26 protein-coding genes and 1 pseudogene are annotated in these 24,251 nt (G+C 55.4%); 17 read left to right on the plus strand and 10 right to left on the minus strand.

The window, feature by feature from the left end:
- The first annotated feature begins 115 nt into the window (after window positions 1-115).
- From KHO27_RS04115 to KHO27_RS04130, 4 genes and pseudogenes are all read left to right on the plus strand, one after another.
- Window positions 116-424 carry a hypothetical protein gene (locus tag KHO27_RS04115; RefSeq protein ID WP_063630093.1) on the plus strand — a complete coding sequence of 103 codons (309 nt, stop codon included), beginning with the start codon at window positions 116-118 and terminating at the stop codon, window positions 422-424.
- 50 nt (window positions 425-474) lie between these two features.
- Window positions 475-3,276: pseudogene (locus KHO27_RS04120) on the plus strand (hemagglutinin repeat-containing protein); the annotation flags it as partial.
- Window positions 3,276-3,800, plus strand: a complete 525-nt coding sequence (locus KHO27_RS04125) for a hypothetical protein (RefSeq protein WP_069017272.1) — start codon at window positions 3,276-3,278, stop codon at window positions 3,798-3,800. The pseudogene KHO27_RS04120 and the gene KHO27_RS04125, both read left to right, overlap by 1 nt.
- Window positions 3,801-4,106: 306 nt before the next feature.
- Window positions 4,107-4,973, plus strand: coding sequence for a hypothetical protein (locus KHO27_RS04130; protein WP_214501255.1), 867 nt, complete (start codon window positions 4,107-4,109; stop codon window positions 4,971-4,973).
- Here KHO27_RS04130 and nfi read toward each other — a convergent pair.
- Complete coding sequence (nfi, locus tag KHO27_RS04135) at window positions 4,942-5,655, minus strand: deoxyribonuclease V (RefSeq protein ID WP_214501256.1); 714 nt, start codon at window positions 5,653-5,655, stop codon at window positions 4,942-4,944. The genes KHO27_RS04130 and nfi overlap by 32 nt on opposite strands.
- Window positions 5,656-6,109: 454 nt before the next feature.
- Here nfi and KHO27_RS04140 point away from each other — a divergent pair, with 454 nt between their 5' ends.
- The 13 genes from KHO27_RS04140 (at window position 6,110) to KHO27_RS04200 (ending at window position 14,581) form a co-directional block, all read left to right on the plus strand.
- Window positions 6,110-6,667 (plus strand): hypothetical protein, encoded by a 558-nt coding sequence (locus KHO27_RS04140; protein WP_139672589.1) that lies wholly within the window; start codon window positions 6,110-6,112, stop codon window positions 6,665-6,667.
- Between the two features lie 163 nt (window positions 6,668-6,830).
- Window positions 6,831-7,181: a colicin D domain-containing protein gene (locus KHO27_RS04145; protein ID WP_250888405.1), complete on the plus strand. Its 351-nt coding sequence runs from the start codon at window positions 6,831-6,833 to the stop codon at window positions 7,179-7,181.
- Window positions 7,178-7,450 (plus strand): colicin immunity domain-containing protein, encoded by a 273-nt coding sequence (locus KHO27_RS04150; protein ID WP_139675003.1) that lies wholly within the window; start codon window positions 7,178-7,180, stop codon window positions 7,448-7,450. Before KHO27_RS04145 ends, KHO27_RS04150 begins: the two co-directional genes overlap by 4 nt.
- Before the next feature lie 152 nt (window positions 7,451-7,602).
- Window positions 7,603-8,871 carry a DUF637 domain-containing protein gene (locus tag KHO27_RS04155; protein WP_284731306.1) on the plus strand — a complete coding sequence of 423 codons (1,269 nt, stop codon included), beginning with the start codon at window positions 7,603-7,605 and terminating at the stop codon, window positions 8,869-8,871.
- Window positions 8,871-9,113 (plus strand): hypothetical protein, encoded by a 243-nt coding sequence (locus tag KHO27_RS04160; RefSeq protein ID WP_139674997.1) that lies wholly within the window; start codon window positions 8,871-8,873, stop codon window positions 9,111-9,113. The genes KHO27_RS04155 and KHO27_RS04160 overlap by 1 nt, the downstream gene beginning before the upstream one ends.
- 558 nt (window positions 9,114-9,671) lie before the next feature.
- Entirely contained in the window at window positions 9,672-10,364 is a 693-nt protein-coding gene (locus KHO27_RS04165) for a transposase (RefSeq protein WP_139674983.1), read from the plus strand.
- A gap of 42 nt (window positions 10,365-10,406) precedes the next feature.
- Window positions 10,407-10,925 carry a DUF2247 family protein gene (locus KHO27_RS04170; protein ID WP_214501257.1) on the plus strand — a complete coding sequence of 173 codons (519 nt, stop codon included), beginning with the start codon at window positions 10,407-10,409 and terminating at the stop codon, window positions 10,923-10,925.
- 243 nt (window positions 10,926-11,168) lie between these two features.
- Window positions 11,169-11,765, plus strand: a complete 597-nt coding sequence (locus tag KHO27_RS04175) for a hypothetical protein (RefSeq protein WP_214501258.1) — start codon at window positions 11,169-11,171, stop codon at window positions 11,763-11,765.
- 248 nt (window positions 11,766-12,013) lie between these two features.
- Complete coding sequence (locus KHO27_RS04180) at window positions 12,014-12,307, plus strand: hypothetical protein (protein ID WP_214501259.1); 294 nt, start codon at window positions 12,014-12,016, stop codon at window positions 12,305-12,307.
- Between the two features lie 410 nt (window positions 12,308-12,717).
- On the plus strand, window positions 12,718-12,957 hold the full coding sequence (locus KHO27_RS04185; RefSeq protein ID WP_250888406.1) for a hypothetical protein: 240 nt from the start codon (window positions 12,718-12,720) through the stop codon (window positions 12,955-12,957).
- Between the two features lie 193 nt (window positions 12,958-13,150).
- A complete protein-coding gene (locus KHO27_RS04190) occupies window positions 13,151-13,465 on the plus strand; it encodes a hypothetical protein (protein ID WP_214501260.1) in 315 nt (104 codons plus the stop codon).
- A 278-nt stretch (window positions 13,466-13,743) separates the two neighbouring features.
- On the plus strand, window positions 13,744-14,031 hold the full coding sequence (locus tag KHO27_RS04195) for a hypothetical protein (RefSeq protein WP_214501261.1): 288 nt from the start codon (window positions 13,744-13,746) through the stop codon (window positions 14,029-14,031).
- 79 nt (window positions 14,032-14,110) lie between these two features.
- Window positions 14,111-14,581 carry a hypothetical protein gene (locus KHO27_RS04200; protein WP_146230452.1) on the plus strand — a complete coding sequence of 157 codons (471 nt, stop codon included), beginning with the start codon at window positions 14,111-14,113 and terminating at the stop codon, window positions 14,579-14,581.
- 169 nt (window positions 14,582-14,750) lie between these two features.
- On the opposite strand, the gene KHO27_RS04205 is transcribed toward KHO27_RS04200, so the two are convergent.
- The 9 genes from KHO27_RS04205 to KHO27_RS04245 form a co-directional block, all read right to left on the minus strand.
- Window positions 14,751-15,176 (minus strand): hypothetical protein, encoded by a 426-nt coding sequence (locus tag KHO27_RS04205; protein WP_146230451.1) that lies wholly within the window; start codon window positions 15,174-15,176, stop codon window positions 14,751-14,753.
- 302 nt (window positions 15,177-15,478) lie between these two features.
- The gene (locus KHO27_RS04210) at window positions 15,479-16,339 is read right to left on the minus strand and encodes a glutathione S-transferase C-terminal domain-containing protein (RefSeq protein WP_023629105.1); all 861 of its coding nucleotides are present in this window, start codon (window positions 16,337-16,339) and stop codon (window positions 15,479-15,481) included.
- A 1-nt stretch (window position 16,340) separates the two neighbouring features.
- The gene (locus KHO27_RS04215; protein ID WP_023629104.1) at window positions 16,341-16,988 is read right to left on the minus strand and encodes an FMN-dependent NADH-azoreductase; all 648 of its coding nucleotides are present in this window, start codon (window positions 16,986-16,988) and stop codon (window positions 16,341-16,343) included.
- Window positions 16,989-17,194: 206 nt separating this feature from the next.
- Window positions 17,195-17,632, minus strand: coding sequence for a PaaI family thioesterase (locus KHO27_RS04220; protein ID WP_214501262.1), 438 nt, complete (start codon window positions 17,630-17,632; stop codon window positions 17,195-17,197).
- Between the two features lie 11 nt (window positions 17,633-17,643).
- On the minus strand, window positions 17,644-18,720 hold the full coding sequence (locus tag KHO27_RS04225) for an acyl-CoA dehydrogenase family protein (RefSeq protein ID WP_214501263.1): 1,077 nt from the start codon (window positions 18,718-18,720) through the stop codon (window positions 17,644-17,646).
- A gap of 10 nt (window positions 18,721-18,730) precedes the next feature.
- Window positions 18,731-19,855 carry an FAD-dependent oxidoreductase gene (locus tag KHO27_RS04230; RefSeq protein ID WP_214501264.1) on the minus strand — a complete coding sequence of 375 codons (1,125 nt, stop codon included), beginning with the start codon at window positions 19,853-19,855 and terminating at the stop codon, window positions 18,731-18,733.
- On the minus strand, window positions 19,852-21,795 hold the full coding sequence (gene asnB, locus KHO27_RS04235) for an asparagine synthase (glutamine-hydrolyzing) (protein ID WP_102683557.1): 1,944 nt from the start codon (window positions 21,793-21,795) through the stop codon (window positions 19,852-19,854). The genes KHO27_RS04230 and asnB overlap by 4 nt, the downstream gene beginning before the upstream one ends.
- A gap of 80 nt (window positions 21,796-21,875) precedes the next feature.
- A complete protein-coding gene (locus tag KHO27_RS04240; RefSeq protein ID WP_046856508.1) occupies window positions 21,876-22,658 on the minus strand; it encodes an enoyl-CoA hydratase-related protein in 783 nt (260 codons plus the stop codon).
- A gap of 5 nt (window positions 22,659-22,663) precedes the next feature.
- Complete coding sequence (locus KHO27_RS04245) at window positions 22,664-23,851, minus strand: hydroxymethylglutaryl-CoA synthase (protein ID WP_110704543.1); 1,188 nt, start codon at window positions 23,849-23,851, stop codon at window positions 22,664-22,666.
- Window positions 23,852-24,251: the final 400 nt, after the last annotated feature.

The following is a 24,251-nucleotide window of genomic DNA, read 5'->3' on the forward strand; positions in this document are numbered from 1 at the left end:
TTTTTCGCATGCATCCAGATATGCAAAAGGCCTTGCAACAGGCTGGCATGGCCGATCGCAAAGTCAACATTCTTGTTGGAGAAAAGCAATGATGAGCTATCAGGACTCCCAGCGCATGAGTAAGCAAGCTGCTGAGGAAGCCTTTGCCTCGACTGAGGTTAAGTGTATTTGCGAGGCATTGGTGTCCATTGCCTTTTATGAGTCAGATTGGAAGTGGGTGCAGAGCAAATGCTTAGAGTTTCTCAACAACGAAAACCCCGAAATTAGAGGGCTTGCGGCAACTTGCCTTGGGCATATAGCAAGAATTCATCGCCAGCTTGAGAAAGAGAAGGTGCTCAATGCTCTTCATGGCCATCTAGATGACCATGCGATCTCAGGGCAGGTTGAGGATGCTCTGGATGACATTGATATGTTCTTGCAGTGACCAGCTATGCGTTGCCCCATGATTGGGGCAACGCCGTCCTTGGTTTGTCCCAAGTGAGCCTCACCGCGTTGACCGGCGACGTGATCAACGAGCGCAGCGTCACCCGCCTGGAAGGCCGCGCGGGCGGTGAGCACGTGACCAAGGACCTGGTCGACACCGCCGCGCGCATCGAGGCGGCGAACAACCTGACCATCACGGCGGGGCAGGACATCGGCATTGTCGGCGGCGCCGTGCAGGCCGGTGGCAACATCGACATGGATGCCGGCCGTGACCTGATCATCGCCAGCCAGGAAGGTGTCGACAGCCACGAGTACCAGCGCCGTCGCGTCAGCGGCCACGACACCAGCATCACCCAGTACGGCAGCGAGGTGAAGGCCGGCGGCAACCTCACCGCCACGGCCGGCCAGGACCTGAGCATCGTCGCCAGCGAAATCGAGGCCCGCCGCGACCTGGCCCTGCAGGCCGGGCGCGACGTGACCCTGGCCGCCGCGGCGAACGAGGAGCACAGCTACGCCAAGGGCAAGAAAGGCAAGACCAAGTACGAGCGCCAGGAGGACGACGTCGAGCAGCAGTCGGCCGAAGTGAAGGCCGGCGGCGACCTGACCATCGACGCCGGGCGCGACCTGCGCATGGTGGCGAGCAAGGCCAGCGCCGGCGACGAAGCCTACCTGGTGGCCGGCGACAAGCTCGAGCTGCTGGCTGCCAACGACAGCCAGTACTCGCTGTATGACATGAACAAGAAGGGAGGCTGGGGGAGCAAGAAGACCCAGCGTGATGAAGTGACCGACGTGAAGGCGGTGGGCAGTGAGATCACCAGTGGTGGCGACCTGACCCTCGAGAGCGGCGGTGACCAGCTGTACCAGGGCGCGAAACTCGCCTCCGGTGCGGACCTGACCATCGACAGCGGCGGCTCGGTGACCTTCGAAGCGGTCAAGGACATGCATCAGGAGAGTCACGAGAAGTCCAAGGGTGACCTTGCCTGGAACAGCATGAAGGGCAAGGGCAGCACCGACGAGACCCTGCGCCAGAGCCAACTGGTGGCCCAGGGCGAGGTGCTGATCAAGGCCGTGGATGGCCTGAAGATCGATATCCGCCAGATCGACCAGAAAACCGTAAGCCAGGCCATCGACTCGATGGTTGCGGCCGACCCGCAACTGGCATGGCTGAAGGACGCCGAACGGCGTGGCGATGTGGACTGGCGTCAGGTCAAAGAGCTGCATGAGTCGTTCAAGTACAGCCATTCCGGCCTCGGGCAGGGGGCCATGCTGGCCATCATCATCATCGTCACCGTGTTGACTGCCGGCGCGGCCAGCGGCGCGATTGGTACTGCGGCGGGGGCCACCGCAGGCTCTGGCTCGGCGATGGCGGCTGGCACGGCGGCGACCGCGACAACTGCGGCAACCTCGGCGGGCTGGGCGAACATGGCGCTGACCGCGGTGGCCACCTCCGCCGCCAGCGGCGCAACGATCAGCACCATCAACAACCGCGGTGACCTGGGAGCGGTATTCAAGGACGTCACCTCCAGCGAAAGCCTCAAGAACTATGTCATTGCAGGTGTCAGCGCCGGGGTGGGTGGTTACGTCGCCGATTCGTCGTTCATCACCCAGATGGGCACGCGCCTGGCGGTCAGTTCGGCGCTCAAGACGGTCGCCAGTGGCGGCAAATTCATCGACAACGTCGGAGAAGCGGCGCTGGGCCTGGCTGCGGATGCGTTGACAGGTGCTGTCTACAACCAGGTCGGCAGCAGCCTCGTCGGCTCCGGCTTGCCTACGCGGGTCGCTGTCCATGCCATTGTCGGCGGCTTGATCGGCGAGATGGCCGGCGGGGACTTCGCGACCTCGGCGTTGGCGGCGGGGGCCAACAAGGCGTTGATCCAGATGTACGGGGAGCAGATTTTCCCCGGTGCGGCGCATGACCAGCTGTTGGCCATGACGTCTCAGTTACTGGGGATGAGCGTTGCGGCGGTAGCCGGAGGAAGCGACAAGGACCAGCAGGTTGCCGGTTGGGTCGCCCAACAAGCGACGGTGAACAACTACCTCAAGCACGAAGAGGTGGACAAGTTCGCGCAAGAGTTGGTGGGGTGCCGGGGCGCCGAGAACCCTGCGGGCTGCCGCGGCGGTGTACTGGATAAGTACGAAGGGATAAGGGTAAGCAAGACCGGCGCATGGTTCGAAGGCTGCAAGGCAAAGGGGGAGGGCGACTGCAGCAATCAATACACGGATGTCAAGGCGGGCTCGAGTGCACTGGATGCACTGGCTGAACTGTCGACGCTGACAAACGATGAACGGGCGATGGTGCGCATCATCCAGGATCGCCACTATGATGAGGAACGCCAGGCACAGTATTTCTGGTACCAGACGTTCATGGCGGAATCCGGTGCGGCAGGGATTGCTACGGGGTTGGCCGGACGGGGTAGCAAGGGTAGTGGTCCAGATCGGTCGGGTTCAGGCCCCTCCTCGGGTGTGTTGGGCTTGGAGCCTAAGTCGGGGTCGTCGAAAGCGAACGCTTCTAATACACCCCGGTTCATTGCGGACTCTGCCGGTAACATTATTGATTTAGAATTTACCAAGGGGCTAACGAAAACGAATGTGACAGTCGCAGGAACGCGTGGTGGTGTTCAGTATCCGCTGCAAGGACAAACACCCAATTCTTACGCCAATCTTGGAAATGGGCATGCTGTTGTCTATGGCCCTGAGGGACGGGCACTGTATGATGTGTCTAGCTCTCGGATTAAGGTCGTCGAATGGAATCAGGCACCGAATGGATCATATTTCCCCAAGAAGGGGAACGACACAAAAGCCTTTGAGGGAAATGTTCCTCAGTCGGTTCTTGAACATTTAGGGTTGAATTGATGAAAGCTTATCAAGGTTGTATTTCTAAAGATTCGTTGAATCTATTTGCTTCAGATATTGGCGTTGGAGAGTTTTTTTCATATGTAGGGAACTTGGTTTCATTGGAACAGGCGATTTCTGTTCTGGGTTTGCTTTCTCCCGATTTTGTTGAGGTTGATGGTCATGTTTTTTGGCTGCCTAATGCACAGCAATACGATTCGCAAAAAAAATGTTTGAAGGGGCTGGTCGAGACTGAAGCTGGTGCGTTGGAGCAAAGCACATCGCGTAAAGATGTTGAGCGGTACAGAAACATTTTCTCAATAAATCAGTTCTTTTCAAAGTGGGAGGATTCGCCGAATCGACCCGTATTTAAGGTTGGGCTGTCGGAGGAGGATTATCGTCTTTGTCATTTATTTGCCGAGCAGATCGCTAGGTATTGGAAGCGCGCGTTGTCAGACTGCTTTCCAGAGAAGGTTTTCCAGTTTGAGATCGCTGATGATCTTCTCGATGAGTATGGGGTTTGCCTGACATTCTGGCAGCTGTAGTTGTAATCAACTGGCCAAATGAGGAGGAACGGTTCGACGAGTTTGTCGAATTTGTTCTAACCACCTTGAGGGCTAGGAAGCCTGAGCGTGAGGAAGCGGAAAAGGGAAAAAAGCGGAAAAGAGCGGAAAAGGGGACAAATTTATTTTTCCTACTCTAATTCCGGCTCCTGGCAGCGAAGGGGGCTAGCTGTCATGTAGGTGGGCCGAGATTAGAGTAGGGGAAATAAATCTGTCTCCTTTTTGCATATCCCATTTTTGCAGTGGTGTACTTAAGGATGTGGATCTAATCACTGGGAGGGAATACTGATGATTATAAAAAAATCGGCGCTGACAGAAGAGGCTGGTACATGGGTTTTTCGAGGTGCTCCATACTCTGGGGCGGCATTGGAGTTTATGGGTGGAGATCTCATGTGGGGTGGCTTGTACGACAATGGCTGCTACATAGGTGATTATCGCAGCGAATTTATTTTGGAGGGAGAGTGCGTCGGAATTGAATCTGAACGTGATTACACAGGTGAGCAGTTTTTTCTGGGTGGTGAAGTCTATAATGGATTTGCTTATGAGTTTGCCGGTGAGGTTTGTGTCAGTGAACAGCTGTTTGAGTATGGCTGGGTTATTGCGGAAGTTACGTATTATTCAGGGGGGCAGCTTCGTTCCCTTGAGGTAGGTGAGGATGTCATACAACAATATGAGTGGTATGAGAACGGCGATTTAATAAATGTAATGCTGTATAAGCGTGATGCCTTCATGATGTCTTTGGGTTTTTCAATGGGTAGATTGCAGCGTTTAACGTTAATGGGGGATTATTTCGGGAGGGTGTCGACGGTTAGTAACTCCATAAGATTCCCTGTGTTGAGAGAGAAGAAGGAGCTCTTGGAGCTTATATGCGGTTCGCGGTTATCGTTAAGTGGGGATGGTGTTGATGAATCAGCTATTAAGTATTTGTTAAGTGGTGAAAATTTAAGCTATGTAAAGGAGTTGTGTGTGGATCGTATCTCCGATTCACCTGAGACTTTGGGCTGCTTGAGAATCCTAGATAAACTGAAAGAGTTGAAAGTCGCCGACGATGAGGGGAAGCGTGATTTTTGGCGCAAGTGGTGTGCGGAGTTCAAGGCGCTTCACACGGCATGTGATGTGTACTTTAATAATCGGTTGGTTGGCTTGGGAGTTTGATGGGCGGTTTGTTCTGTTCGTAAAACTGCCTTCCATATCGATCTGCAAGTCGAGTCGTTTCTGGTAGACGATAGTGGCGTGTTGCATTCAATACCCAGTGACAGGCAGTTTCAAGGGAGATTCGGTGGCCGATTGAAACGAACACAGGTTTTACATGTTTTTGAGTCCTGAGCGCGGCTCCGATTAGTTCGTCGCCGTCGAACAGGCCTGATTGGCATCCCCTTTCATCAAGGGGAGGTGCGTATTCACCGATGAAGCGACTTTTGCCGCATCCAATAGTGGGTATGTCATAAAGTACCCCCAAGTGCGATGCCAAGCCAAACCGACGAGGGTGAGCTATACCTTGCCCGTCGCAGATGATCAGGTCAGGTCGGTGGGTTATAGTTGATAAGAGCTTCACGATTGAAGGCAGCTCTCTAAACGAAAAAAGACCAGGAATATAGGGAAACGAAGTCGTACCCGACCATGCATGCTCTTCGATGATTTCCAGGCTTTCTGCGTCAACCACAACAATGGAGGCGATCAGTGTATCGTTCTCTTTGTGGTAGGCGACATCAATGCCTGCGATACTAGAGATCGACCCAAGATGATCTTGCTTGACCACTAGTTTAGATAGTCGTATCTGTAGATCTATGGCTTCGCTTGGGGTTATATCCCAAGGGTGTTGTATGACTGGCTGCATGTGGACTGTTCTCGCTAAATCAAGCTGGTGAGATTGTTGTCAACGAACCGTCAGATTATGCCATTTAAGAGCCAAATGACTAGCTGATTTTACTATCGATCTGGGGCATGGAAAGCATGAAAGGGACTGAAAAATGGACAGATCTAGTTTGCCTGCTGTGAGCGGAAAAGGGGACAGATTTATTTTTACTACTCTAATTTCGGTTCCTGGCGGCGAACGGACCTAGCCTTCATGTAGATAGGGCGAGATTAGAGCAGGGAAAATAAACCTGTCCCCTTTTTGGAGTGGGTATAAAAAGATTATTTCTAAGGATGGTACGGTTACGGTGTTGACAAATGGTAGTAAGACGTATCGTTTTTACCCATCTGCGACTTCTACCGGTCAATCTTCGGCTTCCTTGACGGTTGAGGGTGGGAAGAAGCTGATCACTAAAAATACGGTTTAGTGGAGAGTGATGATGAATGTTTCGGCTGTGGCGTCGGACAAATTAAAAAATATGATTAATAACGTAGCAGATTATTTGAATTTTGAACTTGATCTTCCGTCTAATGTTTTTTTAGGTGAAGACTGGGGGTTTTGGTTTTTTGAACGGCCTTTGCTCAGTTTTGTTGATCTGTTCTCAGGTGTTGTAAAAAATAGCGTTTATAGCTTTTCCTCTGATGTGTTTATCAAGTTTTCAGGGGTGGAGGTTGTTGAGGGGTCATGCTATTTAATTTGTCAAGATGCCTGTGGTGCTGCGCTGTCGTCGAGCCGCCAGTCTGAGGATATTTTACAGAATAGCTTAGGTTATCCGATCTATTTTTTTAATTCGAAATTCGATTGGATAGCTGTTGAAAGTGCATATGAAGAATACGGTGTTATTGGTTTGAGAGGTTCGGATGTTAAAGGCTGCTTTGTCAATTTTCTGAGAGAGAATTTTATTTCGCAATCAGAGATGGCTTTGATTGCGGCCGGAAAATCGGCTGGTAGTAAGTCGGCTCGAAGTTTTATTTCCGCGTATGAAACTAAATAGGAAAAGGGGACAGATTTATTTTTCCTACTCTAATTTCGGTTCCTGGCGGCGAACGGACCTAGCCTTCATGTAGGTAGGGCGAGATTAGAGCAGGGAAAATAAATCTGTCCCCTTTTTCGCTAAGGAAGCGCTGGCCGCGCTCGAGGCGAAGTTCGGACCGGGTTTGCTGAATGGTGGTGCAAAAGGTAACAGTGTTGCTGAGGCCTTAACCGGGGTTACCCAGAAGCAGCTCGATAAAAAATTCAAACATGCCTCTGATTTTGGCGTGGTGACTACAAAGAAAAACCCTGAAACACTTGCTCAGTATGAGTCAGCAATAAAAACTCACATGGCATCGACTTCTACGACCCAGCAAGGTACATACGGCTTTGTAAAAGACTCAAAAGTGTATTTTAATTCGACCACCAACAACGCTGTTGTGCTTGATGCAGCAGGGAATTTCGTGACGGGATTTAAGTTGTCGCCTGGAACTCAGCAATTTGATAATTTTATTAAAAACGGAGTGCTGCGATGAGTTACACTATCTTGGAGTTTGCAAGATCGTTCGTGGCGGGAAGGCTGGCAGCTGAAGTTTTTTCGGAGGCATATATCGAGCTTTGGAAAATTGAGCGAGATAGAAATATCCTTCAGCTCGATGAACCTTCGTTGAACGAGTGTTTGTCCAGTATTTTTTGTGCCGCAGATATGTATGAGCCAGACGAGTCAAGGGAGGAGTATGAATTTGACGGTGAAATGCTTAGATCTGAAGTCGCGAGCTTGTTGGTGAAGTTGGACGCTGATTAGTTGGTGCAAAAGCGACATTTAGGAAAGTGAGGAAAAGGGACAGATTTATTTTCCCTGCTCTAATTCCGGCTCCTGGCAGCGAAGGGAGCTAGCTGTCATGTAGGTGGGTCGAGATTAGAGTAGGGGAAATAAATCTGTCCCCTTTTGGGTCCATAAACGGTGGTGGAGACATCGGTGCTGGCCTAAAAGCGGCAACCAGCAGCAAGGCTATAAAGGGATACGCTACGCAGATGGTGACAAGCGGAATCTTGAGTGGAATAGACACAGCAGTTGCGGGGTGGAATCCTGATGGCCCGTTGGTTCTGAGTGCCAATGGCATTAATAATCCAGGGTATAGCTCTGGTATGTTGGATTGGAATTCGGTCAGCCAGAACATCCTTCGTAGCAGCACACATGCTTTTGTCGCTGGCAGTGTGAACACAGCGATAAATGGAGGCAGCTTCAAAGATAATCTTGGAGCTGCTGCTGTGTCTGAAGGATTGGATTTGGCGGCGGCCTTCGGTAATAAACAGGTCGGCGATTTAGCTGATTATCTCAACGTCAGTCCTGGCTCTGCACAAAAAATCCTAATGCACGCAGTCTTGGGTGGAGCGCTGTCGTCCGCCAAGGGAGGAGACTTCAAAACAGGGGCACTGGCAGGTGCTGCAGCGCAGGGTCTCACGGCGGCTACAAGTGCAGGTCTAGGCAAGTATCTCGATTCACGGTTTGCTACGGACGACCAGTTCAAGGTGGCGACCGCCCAGATTATTGGGGTTTTGGCAGGAGCCTTGGGTAATGGAAACCCTGAAACCGCCAGTTGGGTGGCTGGAAACGCTCAGCGCTATAATGACTTTTTACATCCAAGGGGAAATTGGGGGGCAGAAGCTGCTAGCTTAGGAACATATATGGCTGAGCAAGGCAAGACACCCGACCAGATTTCTGATGCGCTCCAGTCCTTGGCTAGAAGCGATGGGTACAAAGGCCCAGGTCATGATTATGTAGCTGGTTGGGTGTATACTCCAGCTGTGTTGGGCGCGACTATATCGCCCCCGGCAGGACTTGCTGGCGCAGCGATGGGCGGTGCCATTGGCGGTGGTGCTAACATCAGCTATCAATTGACCACGGATAAACCGTTTAGTTATGTGGACGCCGCCATTGCTACCACTGTGGGTGGTGCAACTCAAGGTCGTGGGGTCGCATTTACTATTGGTGCAGGCACGGCAGGGGCATTCTTAGGGGGCTTGATTAAAGGTGATAGTTCAATGTATCCAGTTTTAGGTGCGGCCATTGGTGGTGCTGTGGGCTTGAAAACTGGACAAGTCGTAACTGGTAAATTGAAGCCCTATCTCGGAAGTAATTCTGAAGTTGTAGGTGCCTCTTTGGGTTCTCAGATTTCCGAAGCTACAGGTGGCAAAATAGGATCAATAGGAGATAGCAAGTAATGAAGCCCAAGTCGAGGTTTCAAGCTTATGTACTATTTTTAGTCTATTTGATTGTTTTGTTTTTCTTTGGCGGGGTCTTATCAAATTTTTTAGGGGCTATAGCCCTGTATTTTAAATATGACACGTGGCATTTTGGCTGGGCTGATATTTCCGGCGTGTTTCCTGGATTTTTAGCCTATGCGGTCCCTGTCTGGTTTGGGGTATGCCTTGCTTCATATTTCAAATGGGGTGGTGGGAAGTAAATGCCGAAGTGATTCCCGAACGTGGATTGCTTTCCAGGAAAAGCAGGAAAAGGGGACAGATTTATTTTTCCTACTCTAATTTCGGTTCCTGGCGGCGAACGGACCTAGCCTTCATGTAGGTAGGGCGAGATTAGAGTAGGGAAAATAAATCTGTCCCCTTTTTAGGTTCAGGCGATTCTGGTACTCACTGTCGAACGCCTTGAGATCTTTGTTTGATTTTTCAGGTGTCTCAAAGTGGTTTGAATTTTGACTCTGGCAGCCGCAAATAGTTAGCAAGATCGTTATCGTGAAATATATGGCTTTCATTGGGATTCTGAGTTGGCGTTAATGGGGCTCTATCGTAGCACTCCCAGATAAGTATTGATATCGTGACTTTGTCATCGAGAAGTGGACAAGTGGACGGAAAAGAGACGGCAGGGAAAAGGGGAAAACAGGGGAAAAGGGGGCAGATCTATTTTTCCTACTCTAATTTCGGCCCTTGTGGGGTCGAAGGAATCGAGCAGTCATGTCATTCTCCTGATTCATCAGTCGTCAAGGTGATCCAAGGAGGATGCCGTCATGCCTAGAGGTGGACGAGTACTGCTACCACACTGCCCGCATCATATTGTCCATCGGGGTCACAATCGACAGGTTGTGTTTGCGCAAGACACGGACTTTCAACGCTACTTAGCCGATCTCCGAGAGTTGAAGGATGCCTTTGGAGTGAAAGTCTATGCGTACTGCTTGATGACCAACCATGTGCATCTATTGTTGGTTCCTGATGACGCTTGCGCAGGCCTTAGCCAGCTGATGAAGACGCTGGCGGCGCGAGCGACGCGCTATCGTAATCGACTAGAGGGTCGTTCCGGTACATTGTGGGAAAGTCGTTTTAAGTCCAGCATTGTGCAGTCTGACACCTACCTGTTGGCTTGTTGCCGCTACATCGAATTGAATCCAGTCCGGGCGCGGATGACAGTTGAGGCTGGTGATTATCCTTGGTCGAGTTATTCGATCAGGATGGGGGCTGCGAAACGGCAGAATTGGCTTGATGATAATCCCTTGTTTGAAGCATTGGGGGAAACTGAAGAGCTCCGGCGCAAGCGCTACGCCGAGTTTGTGAGGCAGGCGATATCGGACGGAGAGCTTAGCCTGATTCGAGACGCTATTCAGCGAGGACAATTGACGGGTAGTAGCCGGTTCGTGGACGAGATCGCGCAGATCACTGGAAAACGTATTGAGCGAAGGAAGCAGGGCAGGCCAAAATTAGAGTAGCGAAAATAAATCTGTCCCCTTTAATGGTATACCGGTGAAGCCATGATTGAAGTGGTATATGAACGAATCTCCAAATATGAATTGACTGACTGGGGTGTGATGCTTCAGGGCGTCTCCGGTGTTCCTGGTCTTGTAGGGAGTTTGCCGGGATTATATGTGGATAATTTTGCAAATAAAGAACTTGAAAGTATTGCTGAAGACAGTCCGGCATATGATTTAATTGTCAGTTTGGCTTGTGATAGTGAACTGCCGGAATCTGAACTGTGTGCGCAATTAGAAAAAATCTGTATGCTCCGAAAGTCGGATATGCTCCGATCCAGGAAGGTTTGGCGAGCGGTTGCGTTGGAGGAGTTATTGTTAAATATAGACTCTGATCCAGTATATGGGTTGATAAAATTGTCTGAATTTTGGTCGTGTTGGGAATGGCCTGCTGACGCACCATTGTCCATGGCTTCAGGTGTGGAAGCTTTACCGGAGAATGCGTACCATTCGTCATCGAATTATAAGTACGTTGTAGATGAGCATGAGCAATGGGTGAAAGATCAATTGTCCAATTTGTGAAAAAGGGGACTGTGAAAAAGGGGGCAGATCTATTTTCCCTACTCTAATTTCGATTCCTGGCGGCTAACGGATCTGGCCTTCATGTAGGTAGGGCGAGATTAGAGCAGGGAAAATAAATCTGTCCCCTTTTTCCGAGCCAGGTACTGCGCTGGAACTACCCAAGGTATGGGAGTCGCTGCTTGAAAAACACTCAAGCAACGCGCGGGTCTACTCACAAAGCGAATTTCTGAAGGAGTTTGGACGATGAAACTAAGTCAGGCACTATTTGGCGAGCTGTGGGATGGTGAAAAAAGCATCTGTATTTTTGTTCATTTGGGGCGATGCTTTTGGGTTGTGGATTATAAGTATAATTTCTGTCTGGATGCGGAGAAGGATTATCGGGCCTATCTTGATAAGGGGTATATAACAAAGGAGCAATATTTTTTGGCTTGCAATGAGTTCAGGGGTGGTCTTCTTAAACTTACATCAGATAACTTCCTGCAATACATTGGCGGCGATGGGAGGGAGATTCTTTCACAGGAGAATCTTAAGAGTATCCTTATGATGGGGCTTGATCTGGAGGGGGATTTGTATGAAAAAATTGAGCAGTACTATCTTTCTGGGGCGGAGCTGAATGTTAATTATTTCAAGGCTGCTAATGCTGTTGCATCTAGGCTCCCGATGTTTTATGTGAATTTTGATAGAGAGATATACCTGCATATGGACAATGGAAGGGCTCATGAAGATTCGGCCTATCCTGGCTGGTTTGCTAAGTGTGCTGATTTCGGATACTTGATTCCGGACAGAGAGAAGTACTGGGTTTTGGAGTTTAAAGATTATTGGAAATTTAGATTTTTGTAGGTCCTCTGGCTTTATAAGCTAAGGGTGCAAAAGCAGCTGGCGGGGCGGTTGATGATCTTGCTTCAAGTAAGGTTAAGTGGGGTGATGAGAATGCAGGCATAAACGGAAAAGCAGAAAAAGGGGACAGATTTATTTTTCCTACTCTAATTTCGATTCCTGGCGGCGAACGGATCTAGCCTTCATGTAGGTAGGGCGAGATTAGAGCAGGGAAAATAAATCTGTCCCTTTTTTTATTGAGTGATATGGGTATGATTATTCGTGAAGTTGGGCGAAAAGATTCTGTTCAAGTGTTTGGGGTTTACTGGGTTGGAAAGGAGCGTTTTTATTGGGTCATCCCTTACGAAGGTTACGGTGGTTTGATGGCATTGAGCGATAGAGAAATAGATGTTGTCGATCCAGCTTTGTCAGGTGAGTTGGTTCTCTGTAAGGATGGTGATGGGGGGGATATGATTCCGCACTGGGCAGCGGTAGACTTGATCGATGAATTAGTGGAGCGTGATCCATTAGCAATGATTGAGTTCCTAGGGCGTATAAATAATTAGGGGGAAAGGAGTGAAAAAGGGGCAGATTTATTTTTACTACTCTAATTTCGGTTCCTGGCGGCGAACGGACCTAGCCTTCATGTAGGTAGGGCGAGATTAGAGCAGGGAAAATAAATCTGTCCCCTTTTTTGCTCTAGTTTTGTTTTCTGGCGGCGAATGGATCTAGACATCATGTGGGTAGGGCGAGATTAGAGTAAAATGAGCAAAAAGGGGAGAGCAAAACGGAAAAGAAACGAAAAGGGGACAGATTTATTTTTCCTACTCTAATTCCAGCTCCTGGCAGCGAAGGGATCTAGCTGTCATGTAGGTAGGCCGAGATTAGAGTGGGGAAAATAAATCTGTCCCCTTTTTCGGTCCTGATTGCTAATAATTGCTTGCACTCTATTAATGTTCAGTTGAATGATGAGGGGGTGGCCTATGATCTGTCTCTATCAATTTCGGAATCTGAAGATGTATGGGGTGCTGCTGTTCGTGTGAGGTTCTTCGATGTCAGTCAGTTTGCGATTCGCGATTTTGGTGGAGGGTTGACTCAGCTTATGCATATGAATGTAGAAAAATTGGACTCTGGTCTTGATAGGATGCGCTATAAGTTTAGCGATCTTGAGGGTGAGTTATTTTCATTTTATTTCTCATCATTTTCTGTCGACTAAAACAGGGAAAGGGGGCAAAGAAAAAGGGACGGGCGGGAAAAGGACGGGGAACGGGGTAGATATATTTTTACTGCTCTTAGAGAAAATAAATCCGTCCCCTTTTCTTCCAGCGAGTACTATGACAGTGATTACTGGTCATAAAGGTAATCTTGTGAGCGCTTTTCCAGGGAAAACATTCTAAATGTACTGTGCCATGTTGTGGAGTAAGGAAAGGGCCGCTGCGGGGTTGGATGGAGTGCTGAAGGTAATTGAAATTCCTAAAGATGCCATTTCAATGCTCATAAATGCGGATTCTAAAAATTATCCATTGCTCTCGGAGCTGTGTCTTGATGATTATGGGTTGTACTCTGGGGAACAGTTGGATCGGTTGCGGCTTGAGTTGAAAAATATGTCAAGAGCAACGAATGGAATGGATGGATTTTATTGTTCTTTGGGCGATCTTGCTTTAGAAGCGAGGGTGCTTGGGGAAAGTGTTTTGTTTGATCCGTTTAGGGATTTAAGTCGTTAAGGAAAGAAAAAGAAGGCTAGGAAAAGGGGACGGATTTATTCTCGTTACTCTAGTTTCGTTTTCTGGCGGCGAATGGATCTAGACATCATGTGGGTAGGGCGAGATTAGAGTAAAATGAGCAAAAAGGGGAGAGCAAAACGGAAAAGAAACGAAAAGGGGACAGATTTATTTTTCCTACTCTAATTCCAGCTCCTGGCAGCGAAGGGATCTAGCTGTCATGTAGGTAGGCCGAGATTAGAGTGGGGAAAATAAATCTGTCCCCTTTTTCGAGAGATCTAATGACTGCTTCATGGTTCAATGAATGTATAAGTCCATTTTTAGAGGGGTGCTCTCTGGAGTACTCGTCATGCTCTGGCGGGGATTTTGGTGATCTTGAACGGATAGAGTTGGAAGGCTTTGGTAAGCTTGGAACTGTAGAATTTTGGTCCAAGGGTTGGGTTGGGGTTGATATATATGACTGTGTCCTTGAAGAGCAAGTTATGAATTTTTTGTTTTCGCCAGAAGAGCAAAGCTCTGTACGTCAGGCTTTTGAAAGTTTTATAGAAATCTTCACGCAGAATGTCTGATGTAAAAGGAGAAGAAGCGGCAGGCCAACCTGTCTCTTTTTTCTTCGCCAGTGGCTAAGCTTCTGTAGGGTGTTTAAAAATGAGTGATCAAAAGCTGAGAGAGCAACCATTGGTCGATAGAATTGAAAACCTGGTTTCTGATCTTGCTGTCAATAGGAATAGTCGTTCTGAGAACGCCCTCTGCAAAGAAATACGACCGTTGTCAGGTAGTGAAAGAATGGAGGTTGTACAGGTACTGGCCAATTTTAATGTTCGTTTGGGTGCAGATGTTGCAGCTCGAGTCCACTTGCCAGTTTATTATCAAGTGCAGTTGATTAGAAACCTGCTTGCAGATGGTGGAAGTAATACAATCAAGCAGTTCGTGGTGCGGCTGTTCGTACATCGAATGAAGACGGCTGTGGTTATAAAGGAGTTGATGGCTGCGAAATATAGATATCCGGATGCGGTGAGCTTAATGGCGTACTACTATTCAAGTCTCAAGAGGGTTCGGTGTCGTGCTCAAAAAGATGCCCTTTTTTTGCTGAGGGATTTCAGAACATGTGGAGTTTAGATGATCAAGTGTTAGCAGCTGCCATTCCGGTATGGCTATTTTAATTATCGTATAGTCGTGTTCTGGTTTTATGCTCTGTATCACTAGAGTCTAGCGTGGACTGGATTGAAACCTGCAGCTCCAAATGGATAAAGCCCTGCACGAGGCAGGGCTTTGAACGCGGCAATTTTTATTTGAGGTAACCGTTCTGGCGCATCCGCAAGCTGTAGATCCAGACAGCAACCAGCAGCATTGCTTGTAGGGTGCCCGGGAGTACGTACCAAAAAGCCTGCGGGTAAAAGCTCGCCGGAAGGCGAGAAATTTCTGGGAACATGAGCGGGATCAGCGTCAGGCCAAAGAGCAGTGCCCCAAGCAGGCACCATACGGACTTCGCGCTGCGCCTGTACAACAACACGCTGCTTGTGACGAGTAGAATGCATGACAGTGCTGGAGGCACCAGCATAATCATTGCGAAATCACCCACCCTTGCCATTTCCCATCCTTCGCTGACTAACCAATAGACAATTTTGCAGGTGATGAGCAGGCAGTAGATTGCCGCATACGTGACTAGCATCGGACGTGGAGCGTTTCTTACCTGAGGTGCACTTTTTTCCATAATTTCCAGATCTCATGGCGTGGCGGGTTAATCCGGCCAAAGTGCGCAGTCTACTGGAGGATTGGTGGATCTTGAAGTGGCCTGAAACACCATACTACTTTTCGTACAATGCTTAATCGCACTCATCTGTAAGCTATGCGTTCAAGATGCTTGGAGTTTGCTCTCGACTTAAGCCGCCGGGACTGCCTTGCAGCCCTTTCGCGGCAAAAGGCCGCTCGTACAGGGGGATGCGGCCTCCTGTAGGAGCGGCCTTTTGCCGCGAAAGGACCGCAAAGCGGTCCTGCTCCGCAAACGCCAACTGCTCAGTTCAACCAGCTCAACGCCGGCCCCTGCGGCACGATCCGCGTCGGGTTGATGTGGTTGTGCGAGTAGTAGTAATGCAGCTTGATATGCGCCATGTCGATGGTGCGGTAGATCGCCGGGATCTGCGTCAGGCGCACCAGGTACTGGTACAGCGCCGGGTACTCGGCCAGGGTCTTGTGGTTGGCCTTGAAGTGCACGTAGTACACCGCCTCATAGCGGATCAGCGTGGGCAGCAGGAACAGGTCCGACAGGCTCAGCTTGCCGCCCACCAGGTACGGCTGCTTGCGCAGCCGGTGCTCGAGGGTGTCCATGGCCGCGAAGAACTGCTTGTAGGCCTCGTCGTAGCTCGCCTGGTCCGGGGCGAAGCCCATGTGGTAGACCATGCGGTTGATGTTGGTGTGCAGCCACTGGTTGAGCTCGACGATGTCACAGCTGGAGCGGTCGGGCACCAGGTCGATCGGGGTCTTGGCCAGGGGCAGCAGGCGGGTGGCCATCTGCAGCGCCAGCTCGGCCGAATCGTTGTGCACGATGCGGTTCTGCTGGCGGTCCCACAGCACCGGCACCGACTGGTTGCCGGTGAAGCCCGGGCGCGAACGCTCGTACAGGCTCGACAGCAGGGTGACGTCCTTGTGCAGCGGGTCCTGGTCGTGCTCGTCGAACTCCCAGCCCTGGTCGTGGCGGCGCGCCGCCACGGAGGTCACGTCCAGCGCGTCTTCCAGGCCCAGCAGGCTCTGCACCAGGTGCACCCGGTGCGAGAACGGGCAGGCGTGGGAGATGTACAGGTGGTAGCGGTTGGGCTCGGCCACCAGTTCGCTGAGGAACAGCTCCTGGACCGACGGGTTGTCTTGGCTGCGGGTCATCTTACCTCCCTACTGCGGTGGCCAGGCTTGGGCATGGGCGCTCGCCGAGGGCGGCGATGCTGTGCTGGATCTTCAGGTTGGCGGCGGCCAGGCCCGCGGCCAGGCTCTCTTCGCCCATACCAAGGCCTTCGGCGTAGATGAACTCGACGCTGTTCAGGCCGACGAAGCCCAGGGTCTGCGACAGCCAGCCGGCCAGGGTGTCGGTGCCCTGGCTGTAGACGCCGCCGCTGGCGTTGAGCACGTGCACCGGCTTGTCGTCGAGCAGCCCGACCGGGGCGCCGTCGACATAGGTGAAGGTGACGCCGCCACGCACGATGTAGTCGACCCAGGTGTGCAGGATCGATGGTGCGCCGAAGTTGTAGCGCGGCAGGCCGATCACCACGCGGTCGGCTTCCTGGATCTCTTCGATCAGTTCGTTGGACAGCTTCAGCGCCGCGGCCGCCTCGATGCTGCTGGCGTCACCGCCGAACAGGGCGTCCATGGTCACCGCATTGAGGTGCGGGATGGGCTGGGCGTGCAGGTCGCGCACCGCCACCGAAGCTTCGGGGTTGACCTCTTTGAGCTGCTTGAGGAAGTTGTCCACCAGTTGGCCGGAGAAGCCGCCGTCGGACTTGATCGAGGAGCGGATGACCAGGACCTTGTGATTCATTGCGCGAATCCTTTCTGTGATGTGTGTGATAGCCAGTCTTGAGCAATCGGGCGGGAGTGAAAAGCGCAGATAATCAGGGTATTACCCTTAAGGTTGTCATGTATCGCCAGGGGCTCTGGGCTGGAACGAGCGCGGGGCAAGCCTGCTCCCACAAATCGCGTGGGAGCGGGCTTGCCCCGCGATGAACGTGATGGGTGATTACGCCCTTACCACTCGCGCTTGAGCCTGAACTTGCTCAACTGCGCGCTGGCGATACGGGTCTGGCTGCCGTCGGCATTGACCCGCCAGGCCTCGGCCTGGGTGAACATCAGGTTGCGACCGTCGCGGATCACCTTGGCGTGGAACAACACCTCTGTGTCGCGCGGCGTGGCCGACAGCAGCAGGGTGTTGAAGCTGTTGGTCAGGGCGTACTCGTCAGGCCCCAGCAGGGGCAGGGTGGCGAGCATGCTGGTGACGTCGATCATCGAGTAGATCACCCCGCCGTGCAGGGTCTGGCTCAGGTTGTCGATGGCATCGGTAACGGTCAGCCGGCAGGTGCACTGGCCGGGGGACTGTTCCAGCATTTCCAGCCCGCAGTAGCGCTGGTAGGCGTGTTCGAGCAGCGCGCGCGAGTGCGCGGCGGCGTGGTCGCTGATGGTGCTCATGGTGTGATCCTTCACAGGTGCCGGGCAATGATTTCCAGCATGATTTCGTGGGTGCCGCCGCCGATGGCCAGCAGGCGGGCGTCGCGGTGGATGCGTTCGACCAGCGAGGGCTCGACGCAGCCGTGGGCGCCATGCAGTTGCACGGCGTCGCGGGCCAGGGTTTCCAAAGTCTGCACGGCGCTGTTCTTGGCGATGGCGACCTGGTGCGCGTCCAGGGTGCCTTCGGCCTGGCGGGCCACGCAGGTGTCGACGAACTGGCGGCTGACCGTCAGCTGCGCGTAGTGCTCGGCCAGGCGCTGGCGGATCACCGACTTGTCGAACAGTGGCTTGCCGCCGACCTGGCGGCTCTTGCACCAGTCGATGGCGGCCTGCAGGGCCATGTCGGCACTGGTGATGGCCATCACCGCCAGGTTCAGCCGCTCCTGCTGCAGGCTGGCCTGCAGCAGGCGGCCCACGCCACCTTTCTCGGTCAGGCGGATGGCCGGCACGTTCTCCAGCTCCAGGTCGGCCAGCGGCAGGCAGCGCCAGCCCAGGGCGCGGCGCGGCGTATGGCGGATACCGGCGGCCGAACCCTCCACCAGGAACAGCGCCAGGCCGTCCTCGCAGTGACCGACCATCAGCAGCCAGTCGGCACGGGTGGCGTTGCAGATGAACGCCTTGTGCCCGTTCAACCGGTAGCCGTCGGCCTGGCGAGTGGCGCGGCACTCCAGGGCACGCAGGTCGGAGCCGGCCTGGCGCTCGGTGATCGCCAGGGCGATGCTCTGGCGGCCGTCGAGCACCGTCGGCACCAGGTCGTGGACGATCGGGTGGCCGGTGGCCTGCACTGCCTTGAGGCTGACGAAGTGCGAGCCCAGGCCCATGGTGATGCCCTGGGCGCCGCTGCGGGTCAGTTCCTCGATGAGCACGGCCACCGCCCGTGGGTCGTCGGGCAGCTGCCGATGGTCGTGGCCCAGGCCCAGCAGGCCGGCGGCGCCGGCCTCGCGGTTGAGCGCGGCGGGGTAGGCGCCGAGCTGTTCCCAGGCATCGATGTTCGGCGTGATCTGCGCCTGGACAAAGGCTTGCAGGCGCTGGCGGTATGCGTCAGTCATGGCGGCCTCCTCAGAACACCGTGGTCAGGGCCAGGTCGTGGAAGCGCTCGACGATCGGCCGGATCCGCGACGAGGTCATGGCGCTGTCTTCCTCGAAGTAGTACAGGTCGGTCATGTCGCGCATCACTTCCAGCATCACCCGCGAACGCTCGGCGGCGCGGATCTCGTAGCGCTGCAGGGCACTGTCGAGGCGCTCGTCGCAGCAGCCGACCAGGGCCTGGGCGAGCATGAAGGCGTTCTCCAGGCCCAGGGTCAGGCCGTAGCCGAGGGTCGGCAGCATGGCGTGGATGCTGTCGCCGAGCATCACCACGCGGCCGTTCTGCCAGCAGCCGGCGCCGGTCAGCGCCATCATCTTGTGGGTGAGGATCTGCTCGTGCTCGGTGGCTTGCATCATCCGCACCACATCCGGCGGCAGGTCGGCAAACAGCTTTACCAGGCCGTCGCGGTCGAGCAGCGGCTGGTTGCGGTGCTGGTAGGCGGCGAACCAGTAGCGGTACGGGCGGTCGGCCGCCAGCGGGTAGGTGACCACCCGCGAGAACTCCGAGGCGAAGATCTGGCAACGGTCGGGCAGCAGCAGCGGCGAGTCGAACTCGACCATGCCGCGGCTGGCCACCAGGCCCGTGTCATAGGGCGTCAGGCCCGGCTCCAGGCACTGGCGCACGGTGGAACCGACGCCATCGCTGCCGATCACCAGGTCGAAGTCTTCCTGCTCGCCGTTGCTGAAGGTAACCCGCGCCTGTTCGCCGACCTTCTCCACCTTCTCGCAACCCATCTGGTAGCGGATCTGCCCCGGCGCCAGGCGTTCGCGCAGCAGGCCGAACAGCTCGGGGCGTGGGAACATCACCGCCGGCGCCGGGATCCCCAGGCCGTCCGGGCGTACCGGCTGGCTGTGGATCAGGCGACCGTCGCGGCCATGGGTGTCGAGGAACTCGATGGCCTTGCCGCGGCCGATGAAGCTGGTGTCGTTGAACAGGAAGCGCAGCACCTGCACGCCCTGGGGCCAGACGTAGATGCCGGTGCCCGAGTCGCGCGGGCCATGGGCCCGCTCGTACACCGTGGCCTCGAGGCCGAAGCGCTTGAGAATCAGGGCGCAGGCCAAGCCATTGAGGCCGGCGCCGATGATCGCGATCTTCATGCGGCCACCTCGCTCAAGGTGTTCCAGCTCTGGCCGCTCATGCGGTAGCGGCGCTGCAGCAGGCACAGGCTGGTCAGCTCCATCAGCATCGGGTCGAGCAGGCCTTGTTCCTGGGCGCTGAGGGTCGGCAGTTGCTTGAGCAGGCTGCGCACCTTGGCCGCGTCGAAGAACGGCAGCGCGTCCAGGTCACGGCTGTGCAGGGTGTCCTGCACCAGTTGCCACAGGCGGCCTTGCTGCTGCAGGGTGGCCGGCGGCGCGCGGAAGTAGTGCTTCTTGCGCTCGTACAGGGCCTTGGGCAGGTAAGGGCGCATGGCTTCGCGGAACACGTACTTCTCGGTGGCGCCGCGCACCTTCATCCACACCGGCAGTTGGCAGGCCAGTTCGACCACGTGGTGGTCGAGCAGCGGCACGCGGCCTTCGATGCTGTTGGCCATCTCCATGCGGTCGCCCAGGGTGGTGAGGACGAAGTTCGGCAGGTACGACTTGGCCCACAGGTACATGGAGTTGTGCACCGGATCGCGGTCGGCGAGCTTGCCGTGGTCGAGGCGGTCGAAGAACTGGCGATACGGGTCGACACCGGTGAAGTGGTCGCGGAAGTCACCGCGGTACAGGCTCTCCAGGGCCTTGAACCAGCCGGCCTGGTTGTCCAGCCACGACACGCCGTGCTTGAGCTGGTCGACCATCCAGTGGATGTCGTGGGGCATGTGCGCGTTGGTGTAGCCCTGTTCGTTGGCCTGGATGCGCTGGCGCAGCAGGTCGATGACTTTCGGGTCTTGTTGTTCGTTGTTGTACAGCAACATGTCGCGGCGGAAGTGCGGGTAGCCGGCGAACACTTCGTCGGCGCCTTCGCCGGTCAGCACCACCTTCAGGCCGGCCTTGCGCACTTCCTTGCTGAGGATGTACTTGGCCACGCCGTGGGCGTTGAAGAACGGCGTCTCGTTGTGCCATACCGCCTGCTCGAAGTTATCCGCCAGGTCGTCCTGGGTGATCTCGATGGTGTGGAAGCGCGCGCCATTGTGCTCGGCGGCCATGCGCGCGAAACGGTTCTCGTCGTAGTCGTCCATGTCGGTGAACGACAGGTTGAAGGCATCCAGCGGCTCGCCCTTGAGGGCGGTGGCCATGCCCAGCATCGCCGAGGAGTCGATGCCGCCGCTCAGGTACACGCCCATCGGCACGTCGGCGCGCAGGCGCAGGCGCACGGCTTCTTCGATGGAGGCGCGCACGGCCTCGATCATGCCGGCCTCGTCGCTCGGTGCCGGGGTGTCGCGGCGGGCGAATTCCATGTCCCAGTAACGGCCGCTGTGCAGGCCGCCGTGGTCGACCATCACCCAGCAGCCCGGCTGCACGCTGCGCACGCCTTCGAACAGGGTGTGGTCGCGCAGGTAGAAGGCGCGGCTGGCGTAGGCGTTCTCGTCCCAGGTCGGGTTGACGCCGGCGGCCAGCAGGGCCTTGATCTCGGAGGCGAAGTACCAGTTGCCTTCATGCTGGGTGTAGAACAGCGGCTTGATGCCCAGGCGGTCGCGCACCGCCAGCATCAGGCGGCGACGGCGGTCGAACAGGACCATGGCGAACTCGCCGCGCAGCTCCTTGAGCCCGGCCATGCCGGAGCGGCGGTACAGGTGCAGGGCGATCTCGCTGTCCGAGGCGGTCTTGAAGATCGCGCCTTCGGCCTGCAGCTCGGCGCGGATGCGCTCGTGGTCGTAGAACTCGCCGTTGACGATCACCGCCAGGTCGCCTTCGTCGGCGACGATCGGCTGCATGCCGTTGTCCAGGCCGATGATGCTCAGGCGGGTATGGCCAAGCACGGCGCGCTCGCCCGGGTCACGCCACAGGCTGTGCTCGTCCGGGCCGCGGTGGTTGATGGCGGCCAGGGCGTCGAGGATCGACTGGTCGCTGATGCTGTTGCGTTTGGACTGGTAGACACCGATGAAACCACACATGGCAAAATCCTTTTCTCATAGGTCGGGCGTCGTCGGCGACGCCGGAACGGCGCGGGCTTCGTGGTCCGCGCACCCAGGGTTCATTGCGCCCAGTCGGGGCGGCTGCGTTCGAAGAAGGCGGCAAGACCGTGCTGGCCCTCGCTGGAGGTGCGCAGGCGGGCGATCAGCTGCAGGTTGCACCCCTGCTCGTCGAGCAGGTGGTCGCGGCCTGCCAGGCGCGCCAGCATCTGCTTGATCTCGCGACTGGCCTGGGGGCCGGTCTGCAGCAGGGTGGCCAGCCAGCGGTCGCGGGCCTGCTCCAGCTCGGCGGCGGGCACCAGGCGGTGGACCAGCTGCAGGCGCAGCGCGTCCTCGGTGCCGAACACCTCGGCCGAGAGCATGTAGCGCCGTGCCTGGCGCACGCCCATGGCGCGCACCACGTAGGGGCTGATCAAGGCCGGGGCCAGGCCCAGGCGCGCCTCGCTGAAGCAGAAACGCGCATCCTCGGCGGCCAGCACATGGTCGGCGCAGCACAAGAGGCCCAAGGCCCCGCCGAACACCGCGCCGCGGGCCAGCATCAGCACCGGCACCGGGAAGTCGTCCAGGCGCTGCAGGACGTTGGCCAGCAGGCTGGCGTCCTCCAGGTTGCGCGCATGGTCGAACTCGCGGCTGCGGCGCATCCACTCCAGGTCCGCCCCGGTGCACAGGTGCTCGCCGGCGCCGTCGAGCACCAGGGCGCGCAGCCCCGGGTGCTCGGCGAGGGCCTGCAGCTGCTCGTGCAAGGCCCCGAGCAGGGCCTCGTCGAGGGCGTTGCCGGCATGCGGACGGTTCAGGGTCAGGCAGGCGACCGCAGGTTGCGGCCAGCTCAGCAGCACGTCGCTCATGGTCGTCAGCTCGCCATCTTCAGGGACAGGGCGGTGCTCTCGTACTGACGGCGATAACCCTCGCAACCGCCGTAGCGGAACGCGCCGCCGGTGACGTACGGCGTGCTGTAGTCGGCCACGGCCGGGTGGTTGTCGCCGTAGAACCAGGCGCTGTACTGCTCATGGCCCAGGCGGGTGCGGCTGGCCAGCATGCGCGCATGCGCCTTGCGCCGCGAATGGGCCTGGTAGCCCGGCACCACGGTGGCGCTGAAGAATTCTCCGACGCTGCCCGAACCGTAGCTGAACAGGCCGATGTTGCGCCCGGTCAGGTCCTCGTCGCTGTTGTCCAGCAGCGACAGCAGGGCGATGTACAGCGAGGCGGTGTAGCAGTTGCCGATGGCCTTGCCGTACAGCTGGCTGGTGGCGTAGGCCTGCTCGCCCAGGGCCTTGGCTGCTTCGGGTTCGATCGCCTCGAACACCGAGAAGGCCTTCTTCGCCATCTTGGTGAACGGCTGGTGGAAGCACAGGAAGCTCATGTCTTCCAGGCCCAGGCCGCCGTCGGCGCGGTAGCTCTGCCAGGCGTTGCGCAGCGACTCCAGGTAGACCTCGATCGACAGCTTGCCATCGACCAGCGCGGTGCTGCGCAGGTTCGGCCGCCAGAAGTCCGAGACGTCCAGGCTGTAGCGGCCCTGGTGCGGGTGCAGCTCCAGCAGGCGCGGGTTCTCGGCCACGATCATGGCCACGGCGCCGGCGCCCTGGGTGCATTCGCCCTCGGAGTTCTGCTCGTAGCGGGCGATGTCGGTGGCGATTACCAGCACCTTCTCGTGGGGGCGCTGGGCGACCAGCGCACGGGCCATCTGCAAGCCGGCGGTGGCGCCGTAGCAGGCCTGCTTGAACTCCACCACGCGGCAGTCGGCGCGCAGGCCGAGCAGGCTGTGGACGAACAGGCCGGCGGCCTTGGACTGGTCGATGCCGCTCTCGGTGGCGAGGATCACCGTGGCGATCGAGGCGCGGGTGGCGTCATCGAGCAGCGGCAGGGCGGCGTTGGCCGCCAGGGTCACGATGTCTTCGTCCGGGGCCGGCACGGCCATGAACTCCTGGCCGATGCCGACCAGGTACTTCTGCGGGTCGATACCGTGCCGTTCGGCAAGTTCTTCCAGTGCGAAAAAGTGTTGCGGTACAGACAGCCCAATATCATCAATGCCGATTTTCATGTGTATGCCCAATTATTTTTCACTGTTGAAAAAATCCCAAAATACACAACCGATCTTGTTGTTCCGGTGCCAGTCCCTGCTGGCCATTTAATTATTGCGGCTGAAGCTTTTGCCAAAAAAAGCGAATAATTCAGATGGGATTGATGACGCCTGCTCATGGTTTTCCGGGTGCGGAAAGTTTGCATTTTATTTATCGCGCGCAGGCGTGCGCCCCGTGATTACACGCGGCTTATGCAAAGGGGTAATGAACAGATTGTCGAACAATAGGGCAATTAAAATTTTCAATTGTTTTAATATGAAAATTTTATGGCGGTGTTGTCGCCTGATTGACCTGTTGTTTCGGCTATATATTTATGCCGTATCGCTTGTGCATATCTGCATGGTCGGGACTTCCTTGTCC

This window comes from Pseudomonas sp. RC3H12, assembly GCF_018596375.1.
Classification (GTDB): domain Bacteria; phylum Pseudomonadota; class Gammaproteobacteria; order Pseudomonadales; family Pseudomonadaceae; genus Aquipseudomonas.

Excerpts from the sequence above, each read along its gene's own strand:
- KHO27_RS04115 (WP_063630093.1), top strand. The coding sequence starts at position 116 with ATGAGTAAGCAAGCTGCTGAGGAAGCCTTTGCCTCGACTGAGGTTAAG.
- KHO27_RS04125 (WP_069017272.1), top strand. The coding sequence starts at position 3,276 with ATGAAAGCTTATCAAGGTTGTATTTCTAAAGATTCGTTGAATCTATTT.
- KHO27_RS04130 (WP_214501255.1), top strand. The coding sequence starts at position 4,107 with ATGATTATAAAAAAATCGGCGCTGACAGAAGAGGCTGGTACATGGGTT.
- nfi (WP_214501256.1), bottom strand. The coding sequence starts at position 5,655 with ATGCAGCCAGTCATACAACACCCTTGGGATATAACCCCAAGCGAAGCC.
- KHO27_RS04140 (WP_139672589.1), top strand. The coding sequence starts at position 6,110 with ATGATGAATGTTTCGGCTGTGGCGTCGGACAAATTAAAAAATATGATT.
- KHO27_RS04150 (WP_139675003.1), top strand. The coding sequence starts at position 7,178 with ATGAGTTACACTATCTTGGAGTTTGCAAGATCGTTCGTGGCGGGAAGG.
- KHO27_RS04160 (WP_139674997.1), top strand. The coding sequence starts at position 8,871 with ATGAAGCCCAAGTCGAGGTTTCAAGCTTATGTACTATTTTTAGTCTAT.
- KHO27_RS04165 (WP_139674983.1), top strand. The coding sequence starts at position 9,672 with ATGCCTAGAGGTGGACGAGTACTGCTACCACACTGCCCGCATCATATT.
- KHO27_RS04170 (WP_214501257.1), top strand. The coding sequence starts at position 10,407 with ATGATTGAAGTGGTATATGAACGAATCTCCAAATATGAATTGACTGAC.
- KHO27_RS04175 (WP_214501258.1), top strand. The coding sequence starts at position 11,169 with ATGAAACTAAGTCAGGCACTATTTGGCGAGCTGTGGGATGGTGAAAAA.
- KHO27_RS04180 (WP_214501259.1), top strand. The coding sequence starts at position 12,014 with ATGATTATTCGTGAAGTTGGGCGAAAAGATTCTGTTCAAGTGTTTGGG.
- KHO27_RS04190 (WP_214501260.1), top strand. The coding sequence starts at position 13,151 with ATGTTGTGGAGTAAGGAAAGGGCCGCTGCGGGGTTGGATGGAGTGCTG.
- KHO27_RS04195 (WP_214501261.1), top strand. The coding sequence starts at position 13,744 with ATGACTGCTTCATGGTTCAATGAATGTATAAGTCCATTTTTAGAGGGG.
- KHO27_RS04200 (WP_146230452.1), top strand. The coding sequence starts at position 14,111 with ATGAGTGATCAAAAGCTGAGAGAGCAACCATTGGTCGATAGAATTGAA.
- KHO27_RS04205 (WP_146230451.1), bottom strand. The coding sequence starts at position 15,176 with ATGGAAAAAAGTGCACCTCAGGTAAGAAACGCTCCACGTCCGATGCTA.
- KHO27_RS04210 (WP_023629105.1), bottom strand. The coding sequence starts at position 16,339 with ATGACCCGCAGCCAAGACAACCCGTCGGTCCAGGAGCTGTTCCTCAGC.
- KHO27_RS04215 (WP_023629104.1), bottom strand. The coding sequence starts at position 16,988 with ATGAATCACAAGGTCCTGGTCATCCGCTCCTCGATCAAGTCCGACGGC.
- KHO27_RS04220 (WP_214501262.1), bottom strand. The coding sequence starts at position 17,632 with ATGAGCACCATCAGCGACCACGCCGCCGCGCACTCGCGCGCGCTGCTC.
- KHO27_RS04225 (WP_214501263.1), bottom strand. The coding sequence starts at position 18,720 with ATGACTGACGCATACCGCCAGCGCCTGCAAGCCTTTGTCCAGGCGCAG.
- KHO27_RS04230 (WP_214501264.1), bottom strand. The coding sequence starts at position 19,855 with ATGAAGATCGCGATCATCGGCGCCGGCCTCAATGGCTTGGCCTGCGCC.
- asnB (WP_102683557.1), bottom strand. The coding sequence starts at position 21,795 with ATGTGTGGTTTCATCGGTGTCTACCAGTCCAAACGCAACAGCATCAGC.
- KHO27_RS04240 (WP_046856508.1), bottom strand. The coding sequence starts at position 22,658 with ATGAGCGACGTGCTGCTGAGCTGGCCGCAACCTGCGGTCGCCTGCCTG.
- KHO27_RS04245 (WP_110704543.1), bottom strand. The coding sequence starts at position 23,851 with ATGAAAATCGGCATTGATGATATTGGGCTGTCTGTACCGCAACACTTT.